This window comes from Streptomyces sp. NPDC007901 (assembly GCF_042959465.1).
Classification (GTDB): domain Bacteria; phylum Actinomycetota; class Actinomycetes; order Streptomycetales; family Streptomycetaceae; genus Streptomyces.
On the sequence record NZ_JBIBKW010000002.1, the window covers coordinates 922,298 to 938,770 of the forward strand.

Here is a 16,473-nt window from a genome sequence, read left to right on the forward strand (position 1 = left end):
ACCCCTATCCTGCCTGGTCGCTCCCGAACAGCGTGAGGGCGGTGTTCACCAGCCCGATGTGGCTGAACGCCTGCGGGAAGTTGCCCAGCTGGCGTCCGAGCTCCACGTCGTACTCCTCGGCCAGCAGCCCCACGTCGTTGACCAGCCCCACCAGCCGTTCGAACAGTTCCTTCGCCTCGTCGGTGCGGCCCGTCATGTGCAGTGCGTCGGCGAGCCAGAACGAGCAGGCGAGGAAGGCGCCCTCGCCGCCCGGCATCCCGTCGACGCCGACCGCGTCGGTGTCGTAGCGGCGCACGAAACCGCCGTGGCCGAGGTCGTCGCGGATCGCGTCCACCGTGCCGATCACCCGGGGGTCGTCCGGCGGCAGGAAGCCCAGGCGCGGGATCAGCAGCAGCGAGGCGTCCAGCTCGCGCGAGCCGTAGTACTGCGTGAAGGTGTTGCGCTTCGGGTCGTACCCCTTCTCGCAGACCTCCCGGTGCACCTCGTCGCGGAGCGCCCGCCAGCCCTCCAGCTCGCCCTTCAGCTCCGCGTGCTCCTCCAGGGTCTGCACGGCGCGGTCCGCGGCCACCCACACCAGCACCTTGGAGTGCACGAAGTGGCGGCGGCCGCCGCGCACCTCCCACAGCCCTTCGTCCGGCTGCCGCCAGCTCTTCTCCAGGAACTTCATCAGCGCGCACTGGATGGCCCACAGGTGCGGCTTGGTGGGCAGTCCCGCGGTGCGGCCCAGCGACAGCGAGTCCATGACCTCGCCGTACACGTCCAGCTGGAGCTGGTCGACGGCGCCGTTGCCGACGCGTACGGGTGCCGATCCGGCGAAGCCGGGCAGCCAGGGCAGTTCGAACTCGGGGAGCCGGCGTTCACCCGCGAGCCCGTACATGATCTGCAGGTCCGCAGGGTCGCCGGCGACCGCGCGCACCAGCCAGTCGCGCCAGGCCTCGGCCTCCTTGTGGTAGCCGGCGGAGAGCAGGGCGCCGAGGGCGAGGGTGGAGTCGCGCAGCCAGCAGAAGCGGTAGTCCCAGTTGCGCACCCCGCCCAGCTCCTCGGGCAGCGAGCTGGTGGCGGCCGCCACGATGCCGCCGGTCGGCCGGTAGGTGAGCGCCTTCAGGGTGATCAGGGAGCGCACGACCGCGTCCCGGTAGGGGCCGTTGTACGTGCAGCGGGCGGTCCAGCGCCGCCAGTCGGTGACGCTGGCGCGCAACGCCTCGTACGGGTCCACGAGCGGCGGCCGGGGCTCGTGCGAGGGGTGCCAGGTGAGCACGAACGCGACCCGCTCGCCCTCCGCGACGGTGAACTCCGAGTGCGTGCCGAAGTCCTCGCCCCAGGTCCGTACGGACGGCTCGCTGCGCAGCCACACCGCGTCGGGTCCGGCCACGGCGACCCGGTTGCCGCCGGAGCGGCGCATCCACGGGATGACCGAGCCGTAGTCGAAGCGGAGCCGGAGCGTGCTCTGCACGGTGACCCGGCCGCTGACGCCCTCGATGATGCGTACGACGTCGGGGGCGCGGTCGCGCTGGGGCATCAGGTCGGTCACCCGGACCGTGCCCTCGGCCGTCTCCCACTCGGTGTCCAGGACCAGGGTGTCGGGCCGGTAGGCGCGCCGGGTGCAGACGGTGGCGCCCTGCGGGGCGATCCGCCAGTGGCCGTGGTCCTCGTCGCCCAGGAGCCGGGCGAAGGAGGCGGCCGAGTCGAAGCGGGGCAGGCACAGCCAGTCGATGGAGCCGTCCCGGCCGATCAGGGCCGCGGTCTGCTCGTCACCGATGAGGGCGTAGTCCTCGATGCGTCGGTCCACGGGAGCCGGTTTCCCGCCCGGCCGGGGGGCCAATCAGGGGGTGGGCCGGGGGAGTGACACGGCACCGCGCTCAGACGGCGGCGGGCTCCGCCTCCTCGGCCGCCTCCTTGTCGGCCGCCGCCTCCGCACGCGTGTGTGCCTCGCGGCGGGCCAGGACGAAGAAGCCGTACGGGACGCCCGCGGCGAACAGCCACCACTGGATCATGTACGCGTAGTTCAGCGGGGCGTCTTCCTTGCCCGGGTCGGAGATCTGCTCCGGGGTGTCGCCCTTGGACTCCGGCGCGGTCTGCTGGACGTAGCCGCCGAGCACCTGCTTGCCGAGCCGGCGCGCCTGTTCCGCGCTGTTGATCAGCATGATCTGACGGTCGGGCAGGCCCTTGATGTCCTTGATGCCGCTCGCCGCGGTGGTCTCGTCGGGCATCAGCCGGCCCTGGATGGTGACCTGGCCGGCGGGCGGCGCCGGGATCTTGGGGAAGGCGGTCTGGCTGGGGCCGTCCGACGGGATCCAGCCCCGGTTGACCAGCAGCACCTTGCCGTCGGCCAGGACGAACGGGGTGAGGACGTGGTAGCCGACCTCGTCGTCGTCGTTGGTACGGCGGCGGACGACGACCTCGTCGGCGGTGTCGAAGGTGCCGGTCGCGGTGACGGTGTGGTACCGCTCCTTGCGGGTCACCGCGTGCCCCGGCCCGGTCACCTGCTCCACCGGCACCGGCTTGGCGTGCAGCGCCTCGGCCACCAACTGGTTGCGGGCGCTGCGCTCCTCGTACCGGTGTTTCTGCCAGAACCCCAGCCGGATCATCGTGGGGATGAGAAGCAGCGAGATCAGGGTGAGGATCACCCACTGCCGGGTCAACAGGAAGCGGTACACCCCACGACCGTACAACTCGGTCGTGGGGCGCGATCGGGCGGGTACCGGGTCACACGCGGTCGACGATGCCCGCCTTCCCGGCCTCGCGGGCGCAGTGGGCGCCGCAGAACCACTGGTTCTCGGCCTCCACGCCCTGGCCGATGATCGAGACCTTGCAGTGCTCGCAGACCGGGGCCATGCGGTGGATCGCACAGGAGAAGCAGTCGAAGACATGGACCGCGCCCTGCGCGTGCACCTCGAAGGTCATTCCGTAGTCATTGCCGCATACTTCGCATTTCGCCATGCGCCACAGGGTGGGCTGTCGTGCTCGCGCGGGCGAGCGGGCGCGTGGCGAGTCGCACGGCAATCACCCGTCCGTACGGTCACGTCCCGGAGGCCGGTGCCACGTCCCGCAGCAGCTGGCCGAAGGCCGCCTCGTCGACGACCGGGGTCCCGAACTGGCGGGCCTTGACGACCTTCGACGTACCCGAGTCGGGGTCGTTGGTGACGAGCAGGCTGGTCAGCCGCGAGATGCTGGTGGAGACATGCAGACCGGCCTCCGCCGCCCGGTCCTCCAGGAGCTCGCGGTCGACCGAGGTGTCCCCGGAGAACGCCACCCGCATGCCCTGCTGGAGCGGCCTGCCGTCCTCGTACCGCCCCGGGTTCGGGTACGGGCACGCCGGCCGCCTGCGGGACGGCCGCCAGCTGGTCGGCCGGTAGCCGCCGCCGTAGCCACCGCTCGCCTGCTGCCCGATCCTGGGCGTGTCCGACCACTCCGTCAGCGGCCGGCACTCGAGGAGCGGCAGCCGTACGTTGCCCGCCGCCGCGGCCCGCAGGCTGGGCCGGAACGCCTCCGCGAGCACCCGCGCGTCGTCCAGCGCGTGGTGCGCCCGCCGCTGCACGACACCGAAGTGCGCGGCCAGGGTCTCCAGCTTGTGGTTGGGCAGCGGCAGGGCCAGCTCCTTGGAGAGCGCGATCGTGCACAACCGCTGCCGCACCGGGGGCTCGGCCTTCGCGCGCGCGTACTCCCGCGCGATCATCTGCCAGTCGAAGACCGCGTTGTGCGCGACCAGCACCCGGCCGTCCAGCCGGGCCGAGAACTCCTCGGCGATGTCGGTGAAGAGCGGAGCCCCGTCGAGCGCCTCGCTCGTCAGACCGTGGATCCACACCGGACCCGGGTCCCGCTCGGGGTTGACCAGCGTGTACCAGTGGTCCTCGACCTCGCCGCGCTCGTCCAGCCGGTAGACGGCCGCGGAGATTATCCGGTCGTCCCGGGCCAGTCCGGTGGTCTCCACGTCGACGACCGCATACCCCTTCGGATACGCGGCCGGCCACGGGGTGCCGGGGGACACTGCGGTCGTACGGTCTTGGAGCATGGTCATTGAGGATACGGGCCCCGACCGACAGTCCGGTCCGTCAGGTCACCTGCCGCACCCACCCGTTCGCATGTCCTGATAATCCGTCGCACGCCCGCGGACCTTTGTCCTGATTGCCCTTCGCGCGGCTATGGACCTTTTCACCGCCCGGTGCAAGCGTGCACCCCGCCCGGCGCAGACGGCGGCCGACGGAAGGGCGGTACGGCGGATGGCACGCGTACGGTACGGCGCTCGGACCGAGGCGGAGATCAGGGCCGCGCGCACCGCGCGCCTCCCGGACGTCTGGTCCACCGGGGTGGTGGCCGTCTGGGAGACCGACCCGGACGCGGTCGCGGCGGTGCTGCCGCCCCCGCTCAAGCCCACCGGCCGGCCCCTGGCCCGGGTCGGCATCAGCAAGGTCCAGCTGCCCGGGTACCCGCTCGGCGCGGGCTCGTTCGCGGTCGCCGCCGCCCATGGCGCGGTCGAGGGCTGGTACCCGCTGGTGATGCCGATGACCCACGAACGCGCCCTGACCGGCGGGCGTGAGGTGTTCGGCGAGCCGAAGAAGCTCGGCGAGGTGACCGTCGAACGGGAGGGCCAGGAGGTCCGCGCGGCGCTTGCCCGGCACGGGGTCGCCTTCGTCGAGGTGCGCGGCACGGTCGACGGCCCGCTGCCGCTGCCCGAGCCCGCCCCCAAGACCGACTTCTACTTCAAGTTCCTCCCGGCCGTGGACGGTTCGGGCTTCGACGGGGACCCGCTGCTGGTGCACTGCGTACGCGAGGAGAAGGTCCGCCGGCTGGAGCGCGTCACCGGGGAGGTGATCCTCCGTGAGTCGGCCTACGACCCGGTCGCCGATCTCCCGGTGCTGCGCCTGCTGGACCTCACCCTGGGTGAGAAGACCAGCGACCAGCGCGGCCGGGTCGCCGAACGGGTCGACGCCCAGGCCCTGTTGCCGTACGTCCACCAGCGGTACGACGACCCGCGCCAGATCCATGACGCGCCGCCCGAAGGAAGCGAGGCCTGATGGAGCTGCGGGCCGGACAGGTCGCCGTCGTCACGGGCGCCGCGAGCGGACTCGGGCTCGCGATGGCACGGCGGTTCGCCGCGGAGGGCCTGAAGGTGGTCCTCGCCGACGTCGAGGCCGCCGCGCTGGAGAAGGCCGCCGACGGCCTGCGCGCGGACGGTGCCGACGTGCACGCGCGCGTGGTCGACGTCGGCGTCCGCGAACAGGTCCTGGAACTGGCCGAGTCGGCCTACGACACCTACGGCGCGGTGCACGTCCTGTGCAACAACGCCGGGGTCGGCTCGGGCGCCGAGGGCCGTATGTGGGAGCACGAACCGAACGACTGGAAGTGGGCGTTCGAAGTCAATGTGTGGGGCGTCTTCCACGGCGTACAGGCTTTCCTGCCCAGGATGATCAAGTCGGGTCAACCCGGTCATGTGGTCAATACATCCTCCGGTGACGGCGGTATCGCACCGCTCCCGACGGCCTCCGTGTACGCCGTGACGAAGGCGGCCGTGGTCACCCTCACCGAGTCCCTGTACGCCCACCTGAAGGCCGAGCACGCGCGCGTGGGCGCCTCGGTGCTCTTCCCGGGGCCGCACATGCTGCGCACGGGGCTGTGGGAGTCGCACCGCAACCGGCCCGAACGCTGGGCCAAGGAACGGCCGCGCAGGACGCCGTACCGCAGTCTCGACCAGTGGGAGGCGGCGATGCGCGCGGCGGGCAAGGAGGTCGCCTTCACGCCCGTCGAGGAGGTCGCCGAGTTCGTCGTGGCGGGCATCCGCGCGGACCGCTTCTGGCTGCTGCCCGACAGCGCGCACAGCGACGCGCAGATCCGGGCGCGGGCCGCCTCGATGCTGGACCGCGCGAACCCGTCGTACCTCGAGAGCTTCATCCTGGACTGAGCACCTGGACCGACAGGGGGCAGTGGTGACCGCGTACGACGACCCATACCTGATCATCTCCTCCGACTGCCACGCCGGACTGCCCACCGAGGAGTACCGGCCCTATCTGGAGTCCCGGTTCCACCGGGACTTCGACGAGTTCCTCGCCGGACGCGAGCGCCGCCGGGAGGAGATGACCCGGCTCGGCATCCGCAACGAGGCGTTCGCGACCAAGTGGTTCCACGACAACGAGGAGGGGCTGCGCGGGGGCTGGGACACCGCGCAGCGCCTCAAGGAGCTGGACGGCGACGGGGTGGCCGCCGAGGTGGTGTTCCCGGACGCCGACGCGGTCGACAGCCGGACGGCCGCGCCCTTCGGGGTGGGCCTCGGCCTCTCCGGGGACCACGACCCGGAGCTGGGCATGGCGGGCGCTCAGGCCCACAACCGCTGGCTGGCGGAGTTCGTGTCGGAGAACCCCGAACGGCACTGCGGGGTCGCCCTGCTGCCCGTCACGGCGCCGACGGAGCGGGTGGTCGCCGAGGTGCACCGCGCGAAGGAGTCGGGCCTCGGCGCGCTGATGATCCCGGCCATGTGGGTCGACAAGGAGCCCTACCACGACCGCCGTTACGACCCCGTGTGGGCGGCCGCCGCCGAGTGCGGGCTGCCGGTCGTCACCCACTCCGGGGCGGCCCCCCGCCACGAGTACGGCGACCATCTCGGCATCTACGTCAGCGAGGTGACGTGGTGGCCGGCCCGCCCGCTGTGGTTCCTGCTCTGGTCCGGCGCGTTCGAACGGCACCCGGGGCTGCGCTTCGGCGTCGCCGAGTCCGGCTGCTGGTGGCTGCCGAACCTGCTGTGGTTCATGGACCGCCTCTACCTCGGCGCCCACGGCGGCAAGAAGCTGTCCCCCTTCGAGGAACTGCGGCGCCCGCCGCACGAGTACCTGGACCGGCAGGTCTTCGTCTGCGCCACCAACACCAAGCGCCGGGAACTCGCCCAGCGCTACGAGATCGGTGTCGACAACATCCTCTGGGGCAGCGACTTCCCGCACCCCGAGGGCACCTGGCCCGACACGCGCGCGTGGCTGCGCCGCACCTTCCACGACATCCCGGTGGCCGAGACCCGCCGGATGCTGGGCCTCGCGGCGGCCGAGGTCTTCGGCTTCGACGTGGACCGCCTGGCCCCGCTGGCCCGCCGTATCGGCCCCACCCCCGCCGACCTCGGCCAGCAGGCCGACCAGACGGCGGTGGAGGCCTCCTGGGCCCGCTCGCGCGAGGTGGGCCGGCACTGGCTGACGGACAACGACTTCCCTGTGCTGGGAGCGGATCGATGAACGGACAGGACCGCTACACGGTGATCTCGGCCGACTGCCACGCGGGCGCCGACCTCCTCGACTACAAGCCGTACCTGGACAAGCGCCACCACGACGACTTCGACGTCTGGGCGGCGACGTACGTCAACCCGTACGAGGACCTGCTCGCCGACTCGGCCGACCGGAACTGGAACTCCGCGCGGCGGCTCGCGGAGCTGGAGGAGGACGGGATCGTCGCGGAGGTGATCTTCCCGAACACCATCCCGCCGTTCTTCCCGTCCGGGTCCCTGATGGCCCCGGCACCGACGGCGGCCGAGTTCGAACGGCGCTGGGCGGGCCTGCGCGCCCACAACCGCTGGCTGGCCGACTTCTGCGCCGCCGCGCCCGGGCGCAGGGCCGGGGTCTTCCAGATCCTCCTGAACGACGTGGAGGAGGCGGTGAAGGAGATCCGCTGGGCGGCGGACGCGGGGCTCAAGGGCGGCCTCCTGCTGCCCGGCACGCCGCCCGGCTCGGGCCTGCCCGAACTCCACGCGCGCGTGTACGACCCGATCTGGGCCGTCTGCGCGGAACTCGGCGTCCCCGTCAACCACCACGCGGGCTCGGCGTCCCCGCCGCTCGGCGACGAACCGGCCGCCCGCGCGGTCTTCATGGTCGAGACGACCTGGTTCTCGCACCGGGCGCTGTGGCACCTGATCTTCGGCGGCGCCTTCCGCCGCCACCCGGACCTGAGGCTGGTCCTGACGGAACAGGGCTCGGGCTGGATCCCCGGGGTCCTGGCGATGCTGGACTACTACCACGGCCGCATGCTGGCGGCGGCCACCAGGGCGACGACCGCGGAGTCGAAGTTCGGCGTCGGCCTGGCGGACTCGATGGGGGAGGCGCCGTCCACGGTCTGGCGGGACAACTGCTTCGTCGGCGCCAGCTTCATGCGCCCGCACGAGGTACCGCTGCGCGACCGCATCGGCCTGGACAAGATCATGTGGGGCAGCGACTTCCCGCACGACGAGGGGACGTACCCCTACACCCGTGAGGGCCTGCGCTTCGCCTTCGCCGGCGTCCCGCAGGGCGAGCTCGCGGCGATGCTCGGCGGCAACGCGGCCCGCGTCTACGGCTTCGACCTGGACCTCCTGGACCCGATCGCGGCGAAGGTGGGACCGACGGTGGCGGAGATCGCCGAGCCGCTGTCGACGCCTCCGGCGGACGCGACCAGTCCGGTGTTCGCGAAGGGCGCCTCGGTACGGGTCTGGTGACGTCGGTACGACGCCCGTGGGCCTCCGGGTGCGATCCTCCCTGCTGTGACGGAACCAACGCACGACAACGAGGCCCATGGGGGAGCGCTCGGCTCCCGGCTGAACTGGCTGCGGGCGGCCGTACTGGGCGCGAACGACGGCATCGTGTCGACGGCGGGCATCGTCGTCGGCGTGGCCGGGGCGACGGGTGACCGGAGCACCCTGCTGACGGCGGGGCTGGCCGGCCTGCTCGCCGGATCCATGTCGATGGCGGCGGGCGAGTACGTGTCGGTGTCCACCCAGCGCGATTCGGAACTGGCCGCGCTGGCCCTGGAGAAACGCGAGCTGAAGGAGCAGCCGGAGGCCGAGCTGGAGGAGCTGACCGAGCTGCTGGAGCGGCGCGGCCTCTCGCGCGAGGTGGCCGGGGAGGCGGCGGTCCAGCTCACGGAACGGGACGCCCTGCGGGCCCACGCGCGCGTGGAGCTGGGCATCGACCCGGACCAGCTGACCAACCCCTGGCACGCGGCCCTCGCCAGCTTCCTCGCGTTCACGGTGGGGGCGCTGCTGCCCCTCCTGGCCATCGTCCTGCCACCGGCGGACTGGCGGCTCCCGGTGACCGTGGGTTCGGTGCTGGCGGCCCTGGTCCTCACGGGATGGGCCAGCGCACGGCTGGGCGCGGCGGCGGTGGGCCCGGCCGTCGTCCGGAACGTGGTGGGCGGGGCGCTGGCCATGGGGGTCACCTACGGGGCGGGGAGCCTGCTGGGGGCGGTGGGGGTCTAGCCCGTTGGCGGAGATCGCCAACAAGCAAGCGCATACCGCTGGTAATACTTGTGGGTAACAACGTCTAGCCGCGGCCGACCGGCGGTTCTACGGTGCCCCCATGCCGAACCTGCCCGATGTCGTGCTGTGGTCGATACCCGCCTTTGTGCTGCTCACCGTGATCGAGGTGATCAGCTACCGCATCCATCCCGACGACGATGCCGCCGGGTACCAGGCCAAGGACGCGGCCACCAGCATCGGCATGGGGCTCGGGTCGCTCGTCTTCGACTTCGTCTGGAAGATCCCGATCGTCGCGATCTACACGGCGATCTACGAACTCACCCCGCTGCGCGTTCCCGTCCTGTGGTGGACGGTCCCGCTGATGCTGTTCGCGCAGGACTTCCTCTACTACTGGTCGCACCGCGGCCACCACGTGATCCGCATCCTGTGGGCCTGCCACGTCGTCCACCACTCCAGCAAGAAGTTCAACCTCTCCACCGCGCTGCGCCAGCCCTGGACCTCCCTGACCGTCTGGCCGTTCTACGTCCCGCTGGTGGCCGCCGGTGTGCATCCGGCCGCACTCGCCTTCTGCTCCTCGGCGAACCTCGTCTACCAGTTCTGGATCCACACCGAGCGCATCGACAAGATGCCCCGGTGGTTCGAGTTCGTGTTCAACACGCCGTCCCACCACCGTGTGCACCACGCCTCCCAGGGCGGCTACCTGGACCGCAACTTCGGCGGGATCCTGATCATCTGGGACCGGCTGTTCGGATCGTGGGTGCCCGAGGTCGAACGACCCGTGTACGGGTTGACCAAGAACATCAACACGTTCAACCCGATCAAGGTGGCCACCCACGAGTACGCGGCCATCGGCCGGGACCTCAGGGCCGCGCGCAGCTGGCGGGAGCGGGCCGGACGGGTGTTCCGGGGGCCGGGCTGGGCGCCGCCGGCCGCCGTGGAGCAGGCCGAGGAGTCCGTGGCCGCGTGAGAGTGCCCTGGACGCTGCTCGCCGCCTTCGCCCTCGCCATCGTCGTCGACCTCGGCTGTCTCGCCGCCGGCTTCCACCCGGGGCACATGGTCGCCAAGGGGCTCCTGATGCCGCTGCTCGCCGCCGGTGCCGCCCGCGCGGGCGGCCCGCGGCTCCTGGTCGCCGCCCTGCTGTGCGGCTGGGGCGGCGACGTGCTGCTGCTCTCCGACGCCGACCCGGCCTTCATGGCGGGCATGGCCTGTTTCGCCGCCGGACACGTCTGCTATCTCGTCCTGTTCCGCCGGCAGGGTCCGCCCCGCGCGGGCGCGCGCGTCCTCGCCCCGGTCTACGCCGCGGCCCTCGTCGCCCTGGTCGCTCTGCTGTGGCCGGACCTGCCGGCCGGCCTCCGGGTCCCCGTCGCCTGCTACAGCACCCTCCTGACGGCCATGGCGTACACCGCGGCCACCCGGCTCGGCCCGGTGGCCGGGCTCGGCGGCGCGCTCTTCATGCTCTCCGACACCCTCATCGCGACCGGCGTCGCCGACTGGCCGCAGCCGCCCCGGCCCGACTTCTGGATCATGCTCACCTACGCGGCTGGACAGTTCCTGCTGGTCCGGGGCGCCCTCGACGCGCGACCCGCACCGGCCTCGGCGTACCGTGAAGTGCGCTCGACCACCCCCTGAGCGCACCCACGACACCGCACGAGAAGGACCCTCGCCATGCGCGCCACCACCATCCACGCCCCGTTCGACATGCGCGTGGAGGACGTACCCGAGCCCGTGGTGCAGCTGCCCACCGACGCCGTCGTACGGGTGCTGCGCGCCTGTATCTGCGGCAGCGACCTGTGGGCGTACCGGGGCGAGGCGGCCCGGCAGCCGGGGCAGCGCATCGGGCACGAGTTCCTCGGTGTCGTCGAGGAGACCGGCTCCGAGGTGGGCACCGTGCGGCGCGGGGACCTCGTGGTCGCGCCCTTCATGTGGTCCGACGGCGTCTGCGACTACTGCCGTGAAGGTCTGACGACCTCCTGCGAGCACGGCGGCTTCTGGGGCTCCGTGGGCTACGACGGCGGCCAGGGCGAGGCCGTGCGCGTGCCGTTCGCCGACGGCACGCTGGTCCAGCTGCCCAAGGAGGCGGCCTCCGACGACCATCTGCTGTCCGCCCTGCTGACCCTCTCCGACGTGCTCGGCACCGGCCACCACGCGGCCCTCGGCGCGGGCGCCCGCCCCGGTGCCACGGTCGCCGTCGTCGGGGACGGCGCGGTCGGCCTGTGCGCCGTGCTGGCAGCCAAGCGGCTCGGCGCCGAGCGGATCATCGCGCTTGGCCGGCACGAGGTCCGTACCGACATCGCGCGCCGCTTCGGCGCCACCGACGTCGTCGCCGAACGCGGCGACGCGGCCGTGGCCGCCGTACGCGAACTCACCCGCGGCCAGGGCGCGCACGCCGTCGTCGAGGCCGTCGGCACCGAGCAGTCCATGCGGACGGCCGTCGAGATCACCCGGGACGGCGGCGCCATCGGCTTCGTCGGCGTGCCGCACGGCAGCGGCACCGGCCTGGACCTCGGCGTGATGTTCGACCGGAACATCGCCCTGCGCGGCGGTGTCGCCCCGGTCCGCGCCTACATCCCCGACCTGCTGCCCGACGTCCTCGACGGCACGATCGACCCGTCGCCGGTCTTCGACCTGACCGTCGGCATCGAGGGCGTGCCCGACGGCTACAAGGCGATGGACGAGCGCACCGCCCTGAAGGTGCTCGTCACGAACGGCTGAACCAACGGCTGGATCAACGACTGAACCAACGACTGGATCGGCGGCTGGATCAACGATCCGATCAATGGTTGATCAAGTCCACCTGATCGGCAGCGGCAGCGCCGTCAGCACCCCCGACACCGCGACCACCGCCCCCAGCGCGACCACCTCGGCCCGCGCGGGGACGTACGCGGTCAGCGGGTCGGCCGCCCGGCGCAGCCGGTACCGCGCCCACAGCGCGAGTACGGCGACGGCGGCGACGAGGATCACCTTGGCCACCAGGGTGCGCCCGTACGCCGTCGTCGTCAGCTGGTCCAGGACGGTGCCCGCGGGCATCCGCCGCAGCGCGCTCCACACGCCCGTCGCGGTGATGGCCGCGAGCAGGACGGCGGCCACGCGCGCGTAGAGACCGAGCAGTGCGGCCCCGGCCGCCCGGTCGTGCCACCGGCGCAGCATGCGCAGCGCGTGCGGCAGACCGCCCACCCACAGCGTCGCGCACGTCAGATGCACCAGGGTCAGCGCGGACCCGAGCAACGGGCTGTGCTCGGGCGCGGGATGCGCGCGCAGCGCCTCGGCCACGACCACCGCCCCGAGCGGCCACACCTGCAGTACCGGGCGGCGCGTGCGGGCGCACAGTCCCGCCAGCAGAAAGGCGTTGACCTCGATCAGCGCCAGCTTGCCGTCGCGGGACTGGTAAAGGCCGCCCACATCGACGTCGGCGAGCGAACGCGGCACCAGGTTGCCCGTCGACACCACCGACGCCAGCCCCAGCGCGGCGGCGAAACCGGCCACGGCCGCGAACACCGCCCAGCTGGACGGCCGTTCGGGCGGCGCGTCCGGCAGCCGGCGGGCCAGCCGGGTCACGAACAGCTCGCCCGCCGGCACGCACAGGGCGGCGAACAGCACCCCACGCAGCAACGCGACCCCGCCCACCCCTGGCGCCGCGGCCTCCCCGGTGTCGTGCAACGCGACGGACGACCCGAGCAGCGGCACCAGCGCGCCCAGCGCCACCAGAGCCAGGACGGCGAAGGCCCGGCCGGTCCCGGGGCGTCTCGCGGGGCCGCTCGCGTCGGCCGCTTCGGCGGTCGGTCGTGTCACCGTCACCCCACGATCTTCGCCATCCATGACAGAACCGGGCAAGTACAGGAAATCAACTGACCGTTCGCCAATCCACCCATTCGTTCGTTTCCGGCCACTCGCGCGGGCGCGATCACGCCCGCGCGCCGGATCCCATCCCTAGCGCGCCGGAGCCGACCCCCAGCGCGCCGGATCCGATCCCCAGGGCACCGGAGGCCGTGCCCAGTCGGACGGGCCGCCGGTGAAGGACAACGGCGGCCGCGCGTACCGCAGTCGCCCCAGCGCGCTGTCCGTCCCGGCGAGCCAGGCGTCCGGCCCCGCGTAGGGCTCACCGGCCTCGGGACCCGGCTCCGCCTCCGCCATGAGCCACCGCGCGGTCCGCGCCAGGGCCAGCCGTACGAACCTGCCACCGCCCTCGTACGACTGCTCGGTCAGCGCCCGCAGCACGCCCGCCGCCAGCAGATAGCCGGTGCCGTGGTCCAGCGCCTGCGCGGGCAGGGCGCCCGGCCGCTCCGCCGAGCCCTCGATCTCCGCGATGCCGGTGGCGACCTGCACCAGGCTGTCGAAGCCGCGCCGCCCGCCCCACGGCCCGTATCCGCCCCACGCCGACACCTGGGCCACGACGAGCCCGGGCCGCCGTTGGGCCAGCGCCTCGGGGGAGAGCCCGAACCGGTCCAGGGCGCCCGGCCGGTACCCGGTGACCACGACGTCCGCCGAGCCCAGCAACTCCTCGAAGGCCGCCCGGTCCGCCGTCAGGTCGAGCGTCGCCGACCGCTTCCCGAAGCCCGTGTCGGCGTGCTGGTCCGGGAGTTCGGGCAGCCACGGCGCGTCCAGGCGCAGGACGTCGGCGCCCAGCAGCGCCAGGGTGCGGGTCGCGACCGGCCCGGCGAGGACCCGGGTCAGGTCCAGGATGCGCAGCCCGGCGGCGGGCAGCAGGGGAGCGGCGGCGGAGCCGAGCGGCGGGAGCACGCGCGGGGGTGCCGCGTCCAGCCGGCCCCGCTCGACCAGGGGGCGCGCGGCGACCTCGACGGCCTGCGCGTGCGCGGCCCACTCCGCGGGTGACCGCAGCGCCACGGCGAGCCCGCCCGCCCCGTAGACCGCCTCCTCCGTCTCCACCGCGCGCCGCTCGGCGATCCGCGCCGCCACGTCCTCGACCGAGGCGTCCTCGCGCAGGCCCAGCGCGCCCAGCAGCCGGGACCTGTGGTGCGGGTAGTTGGCGTGGGTCCGCACCCACCCGTCGGCCGTACGCCAGAACCGCGACAGCGGGGCGAACGACACCGGGGCCCGCCCGTCGATCAGCACCTGCCGCTCGCTGGTGAACGCCGTCGCCACGGCCCCGTCGTCCACCAGGACCCCGGGCACCTCCGCGGCGCCGGACCGCCGCGCGCCCAGCTCGGCCGCGGCGAGCGCGCACGCCCCCACGCACGCGCGGGCGAACTCTCGTACCGGAAGGCGTGCTTGAAGCGTGCCCCGACGCGGCACGGTCGCGACCCGCGCGAGCAGCGAAGGATCGCCGCCCAGCGCGGACCACGCATACTTGATTCCAGTCATGACTGCATTGTGCAGTATTGATCCAATCAAGTTATTGCCTCAAGTGCGGTGCCCGGTGGGGGTCGATATCAAGCCGTTCCCGGTGCTCGCCCCCTCGGACTTCGGTCGCCTCGATGCGGAATCGGTGAAACGGGTGGGAGGGGCCGAGGTTGAAGGGGGGAGGAAGCGCCTCCCGGGCTCAAGTGGAACCGGAGGCCTTGCACTCAGAAGCACATTTCAACTGGCCGCAGTGGGTGCGGCCAGGGAGGGTTGGCGGGATGGGCGTGGATCTTCTTGGCCTGAATGGTAAAGGTCTCGTCTGAATAGTAAAGAGATCTCCAAGGATTGGCAGGTGCCTTTCATCGATCTTGACCGAGTCCCGCATCGCGGGAGGTCCCCAGGGGGGTGGACATGTCTTGGCGCAATCCAGGACTCGTCGGCAGAACGATCACGGCTCTCGCGCTTGTCGCTTCGCTGTCGGCGGTCGGCAGCAGCGCGAATGTGGCGGTGGCGGGGGCGGACGTCTGCGAGCTGGGAGAGGGAGACCTGACGATCAGTGACCTGCCCGCCGGCTCGTCGGTGATCAAGTGTGACGCGGTGGGGCGGGTCGTCACGTACGACGACACCGGTCTGACCGTGCCCGAGCCGGGCACGGCTGTGAGCATTGACGCGCTGGCCACCGACGGTGGGACGCACGGCTTCACGATGGAGGTCGCGTCCGACGGCAAGGTCTCCTACGACCTGACCGAGTCGAGCGCGGACAACTCCACCGCCGGAACCGACGTCGCCGACTCCCTGTCCAGCCCGGCCACGACGTCCGGAGACCTGACGCAGGGATCGGACAGCACCGACGCGGACGCGTCCGACGCCGCGGCGGAGGGCGCCGAGGTGACGGACACGGACGCCCTCAGCTCGACCGGAGCCTGCAGCGACGGCGCGTATGCCACCGCTGACCGCAAGGAGTACGGCACCTACAACTGGTACATCGGCGACGACGGCATGCCCGGCGGGCTGTCCCGCACCGATGCCAAGTGGGTGTTCTATGACGCCATCGACAACATCACCGACAGCTACAACAACTGTGGATACAGCGACACGGTCGGGGCACGGGCGAACTTCCTGTCCGAGACGAGCTATGAGGCGGACATCAACGACAAGTCCCAGTGCACCTCCTGGGACGGGCTGAGCACCTGGGACGCGGGCGATCCCAAGGGCGATCACGTCGCCGTGACCTGCTCGCGGACCTGGCCGATGCCCGGCGTCAAGAACGATCTGCGCGAGGCCGACGTCCGCTTCAACACCCACGATCACGACTTCACGAACAAACCGACGAGCAGCTGCACGAACAAATACGACATCCGCGCCGTCGGCACTCATGAGGCCGGACACGTCTTCGGGCTCGGGCACGTCGGTTCGGGACACGAGAACCTGACCATGTTCACGAACTCGTTCCTGTGCAACACGAAGGCCAGGACGCTCGGCAAGGGAGACGTCCTCGGTCTCCGTAGCATCTGCTGAGGAGGTCGTTGATGAGCTTGGCAAGGCGAATCGCGGGTGCGCTGCTGGTGGTGGGCGTGATGACACCGGTCGCGGCGTGTGCGTCGGCCGACAGCAGTGCGGACGACTCGGCATCCTGCGTCTACCGGGTCACCTATCAGGGACGGACGTACCGTGATGTCGCGAACGTGGAGTTCACGGTCGGAGCCGAGCTCGGTGACGCCGTCAAGCCGCCTTGTGACGACACCGGGGAGGGCGGGGAGTCGGGGGCGACGGAGACCGCCTATGCCGTGACGGGTGTCTCCCCTGAGGTGGCCATCGCCGTCGGGGACACGCCGGGCGACACGACCTTTGTCGCGGTCTACTCCGGCAACGAACTCCCGCCCGAGGTGAAGAAGCTGGTCAAGGGCTCATGATGCGGGGTGCCGGGGAGTCCTCGCACCCCGGCACCCCGCACTTTCGTTGCGGGGCGCGCTGGT

At 72.0% G+C, this 16,473-nt stretch carries 16 protein-coding genes; 10 read left to right on the forward strand and 6 right to left on the reverse strand.

The window, feature by feature from the left end; all coding sequences use genetic code 11:
* Window positions 1–4: 4 nt before the first annotated feature.
* The 4 genes from ACFZDK_RS10030 to ACFZDK_RS10045 all read right to left on the reverse strand — a co-directional run bounded on the left by ACFZDK_RS10030 (window position 5) and on the right by ACFZDK_RS10045 (window position 4,012).
* The gene (locus tag ACFZDK_RS10030) at window positions 5–1,789 is read right to left on the reverse strand and encodes a glycoside hydrolase family 15 protein (protein ID WP_390971527.1); all 1,785 of its coding nucleotides are present in this window, start codon (window positions 1,787–1,789) and stop codon (window positions 5–7) included.
* Window positions 1,790–1,859: 70 nt separating this feature from the next.
* Window positions 1,860–2,657: an SURF1 family cytochrome oxidase biogenesis protein gene (locus tag ACFZDK_RS10035; RefSeq protein WP_390971528.1), complete on the reverse strand. Its 798-nt coding sequence runs from the start codon at window positions 2,655–2,657 to the stop codon at window positions 1,860–1,862.
* Between the two features lie 49 nt (window positions 2,658–2,706).
* Window positions 2,707–2,940 carry a hypothetical protein gene (locus tag ACFZDK_RS10040; protein ID WP_046727968.1) on the reverse strand — a complete coding sequence of 78 codons (234 nt, stop codon included), beginning with the start codon at window positions 2,938–2,940 and terminating at the stop codon, window positions 2,707–2,709.
* Window positions 2,941–3,019: 79 nt separating this feature from the next.
* Window positions 3,020–4,012, reverse strand: coding sequence for a DEDDh family exonuclease (locus ACFZDK_RS10045; protein ID WP_390971530.1), 993 nt, complete (start codon window positions 4,010–4,012; stop codon window positions 3,020–3,022).
* Between the two features lie 208 nt (window positions 4,013–4,220).
* Here ACFZDK_RS10045 and ACFZDK_RS10050 point away from each other — a divergent pair, with 208 nt between their 5' ends.
* From ACFZDK_RS10050 to ACFZDK_RS10085, 8 genes are all read left to right on the forward strand, one after another.
* Window positions 4,221–5,015, forward strand: a complete 795-nt coding sequence (locus ACFZDK_RS10050; protein WP_390971531.1) for an acetoacetate decarboxylase family protein — start codon at window positions 4,221–4,223, stop codon at window positions 5,013–5,015.
* A complete protein-coding gene (locus ACFZDK_RS10055) occupies window positions 5,015–5,899 on the forward strand; it encodes an SDR family NAD(P)-dependent oxidoreductase (RefSeq protein WP_390971532.1) in 885 nt (294 codons plus the stop codon). The genes ACFZDK_RS10050 and ACFZDK_RS10055 overlap by 1 nt, the downstream gene beginning before the upstream one ends.
* Window positions 5,900–5,924: 25 nt before the next feature.
* Complete coding sequence (locus ACFZDK_RS10060; protein ID WP_390971533.1) at window positions 5,925–7,211, forward strand: amidohydrolase family protein; 1,287 nt, start codon at window positions 5,925–5,927, stop codon at window positions 7,209–7,211.
* Window positions 7,208–8,440: an amidohydrolase family protein gene (locus ACFZDK_RS10065; protein ID WP_390971534.1), complete on the forward strand. Its 1,233-nt coding sequence runs from the start codon at window positions 7,208–7,210 to the stop codon at window positions 8,438–8,440. Before ACFZDK_RS10060 ends, ACFZDK_RS10065 begins: the two co-directional genes overlap by 4 nt.
* 45 nt (window positions 8,441–8,485) lie before the next feature.
* Entirely contained in the window at window positions 8,486–9,199 is a 714-nt protein-coding gene (locus ACFZDK_RS10070) for a VIT1/CCC1 transporter family protein (RefSeq protein ID WP_390971535.1), read from the forward strand.
* A gap of 100 nt (window positions 9,200–9,299) precedes the next feature.
* The gene (locus ACFZDK_RS10075) at window positions 9,300–10,166 is read left to right on the forward strand and encodes a sterol desaturase family protein (protein ID WP_390971536.1); all 867 of its coding nucleotides are present in this window, start codon (window positions 9,300–9,302) and stop codon (window positions 10,164–10,166) included.
* Entirely contained in the window at window positions 10,163–10,828 is a 666-nt protein-coding gene (locus ACFZDK_RS10080) for a lysoplasmalogenase family protein (RefSeq protein ID WP_390971537.1), read from the forward strand. Before ACFZDK_RS10075 ends, ACFZDK_RS10080 begins: the two co-directional genes overlap by 4 nt.
* A 36-nt stretch (window positions 10,829–10,864) precedes the next feature.
* On the forward strand, window positions 10,865–11,911 hold the full coding sequence (locus tag ACFZDK_RS10085; RefSeq protein WP_390971538.1) for a zinc-binding dehydrogenase: 1,047 nt from the start codon (window positions 10,865–10,867) through the stop codon (window positions 11,909–11,911).
* 72 nt (window positions 11,912–11,983) lie between these two features.
* On the opposite strand, the gene ACFZDK_RS10090 is transcribed toward ACFZDK_RS10085, so the two are convergent.
* Both ACFZDK_RS10090 and ACFZDK_RS10095 read right to left on the reverse strand, forming a co-directional pair.
* Window positions 11,984–12,994 (reverse strand): CopD family protein, encoded by a 1,011-nt coding sequence (locus tag ACFZDK_RS10090; protein ID WP_390971539.1) that lies wholly within the window; start codon window positions 12,992–12,994, stop codon window positions 11,984–11,986.
* 132 nt (window positions 12,995–13,126) lie between these two features.
* Complete coding sequence (locus ACFZDK_RS10095) at window positions 13,127–14,518, reverse strand: CoA transferase (protein WP_390971540.1); 1,392 nt, start codon at window positions 14,516–14,518, stop codon at window positions 13,127–13,129.
* 390 nt (window positions 14,519–14,908) lie between these two features.
* Between ACFZDK_RS10095 and ACFZDK_RS10100 the strand changes: the two genes are divergently transcribed.
* Together ACFZDK_RS10100 and ACFZDK_RS10105 are read left to right on the forward strand one after the other, a co-directional pair.
* A complete protein-coding gene (locus ACFZDK_RS10100) occupies window positions 14,909–16,015 on the forward strand; it encodes a peptidase M10 (protein ID WP_390971541.1) in 1,107 nt (368 codons plus the stop codon).
* 11 nt (window positions 16,016–16,026) lie between these two features.
* Complete coding sequence (locus ACFZDK_RS10105) at window positions 16,027–16,410, forward strand: DUF6281 family protein (RefSeq protein WP_390971542.1); 384 nt, start codon at window positions 16,027–16,029, stop codon at window positions 16,408–16,410.
* Window positions 16,411–16,473: the final 63 nt, after the last annotated feature.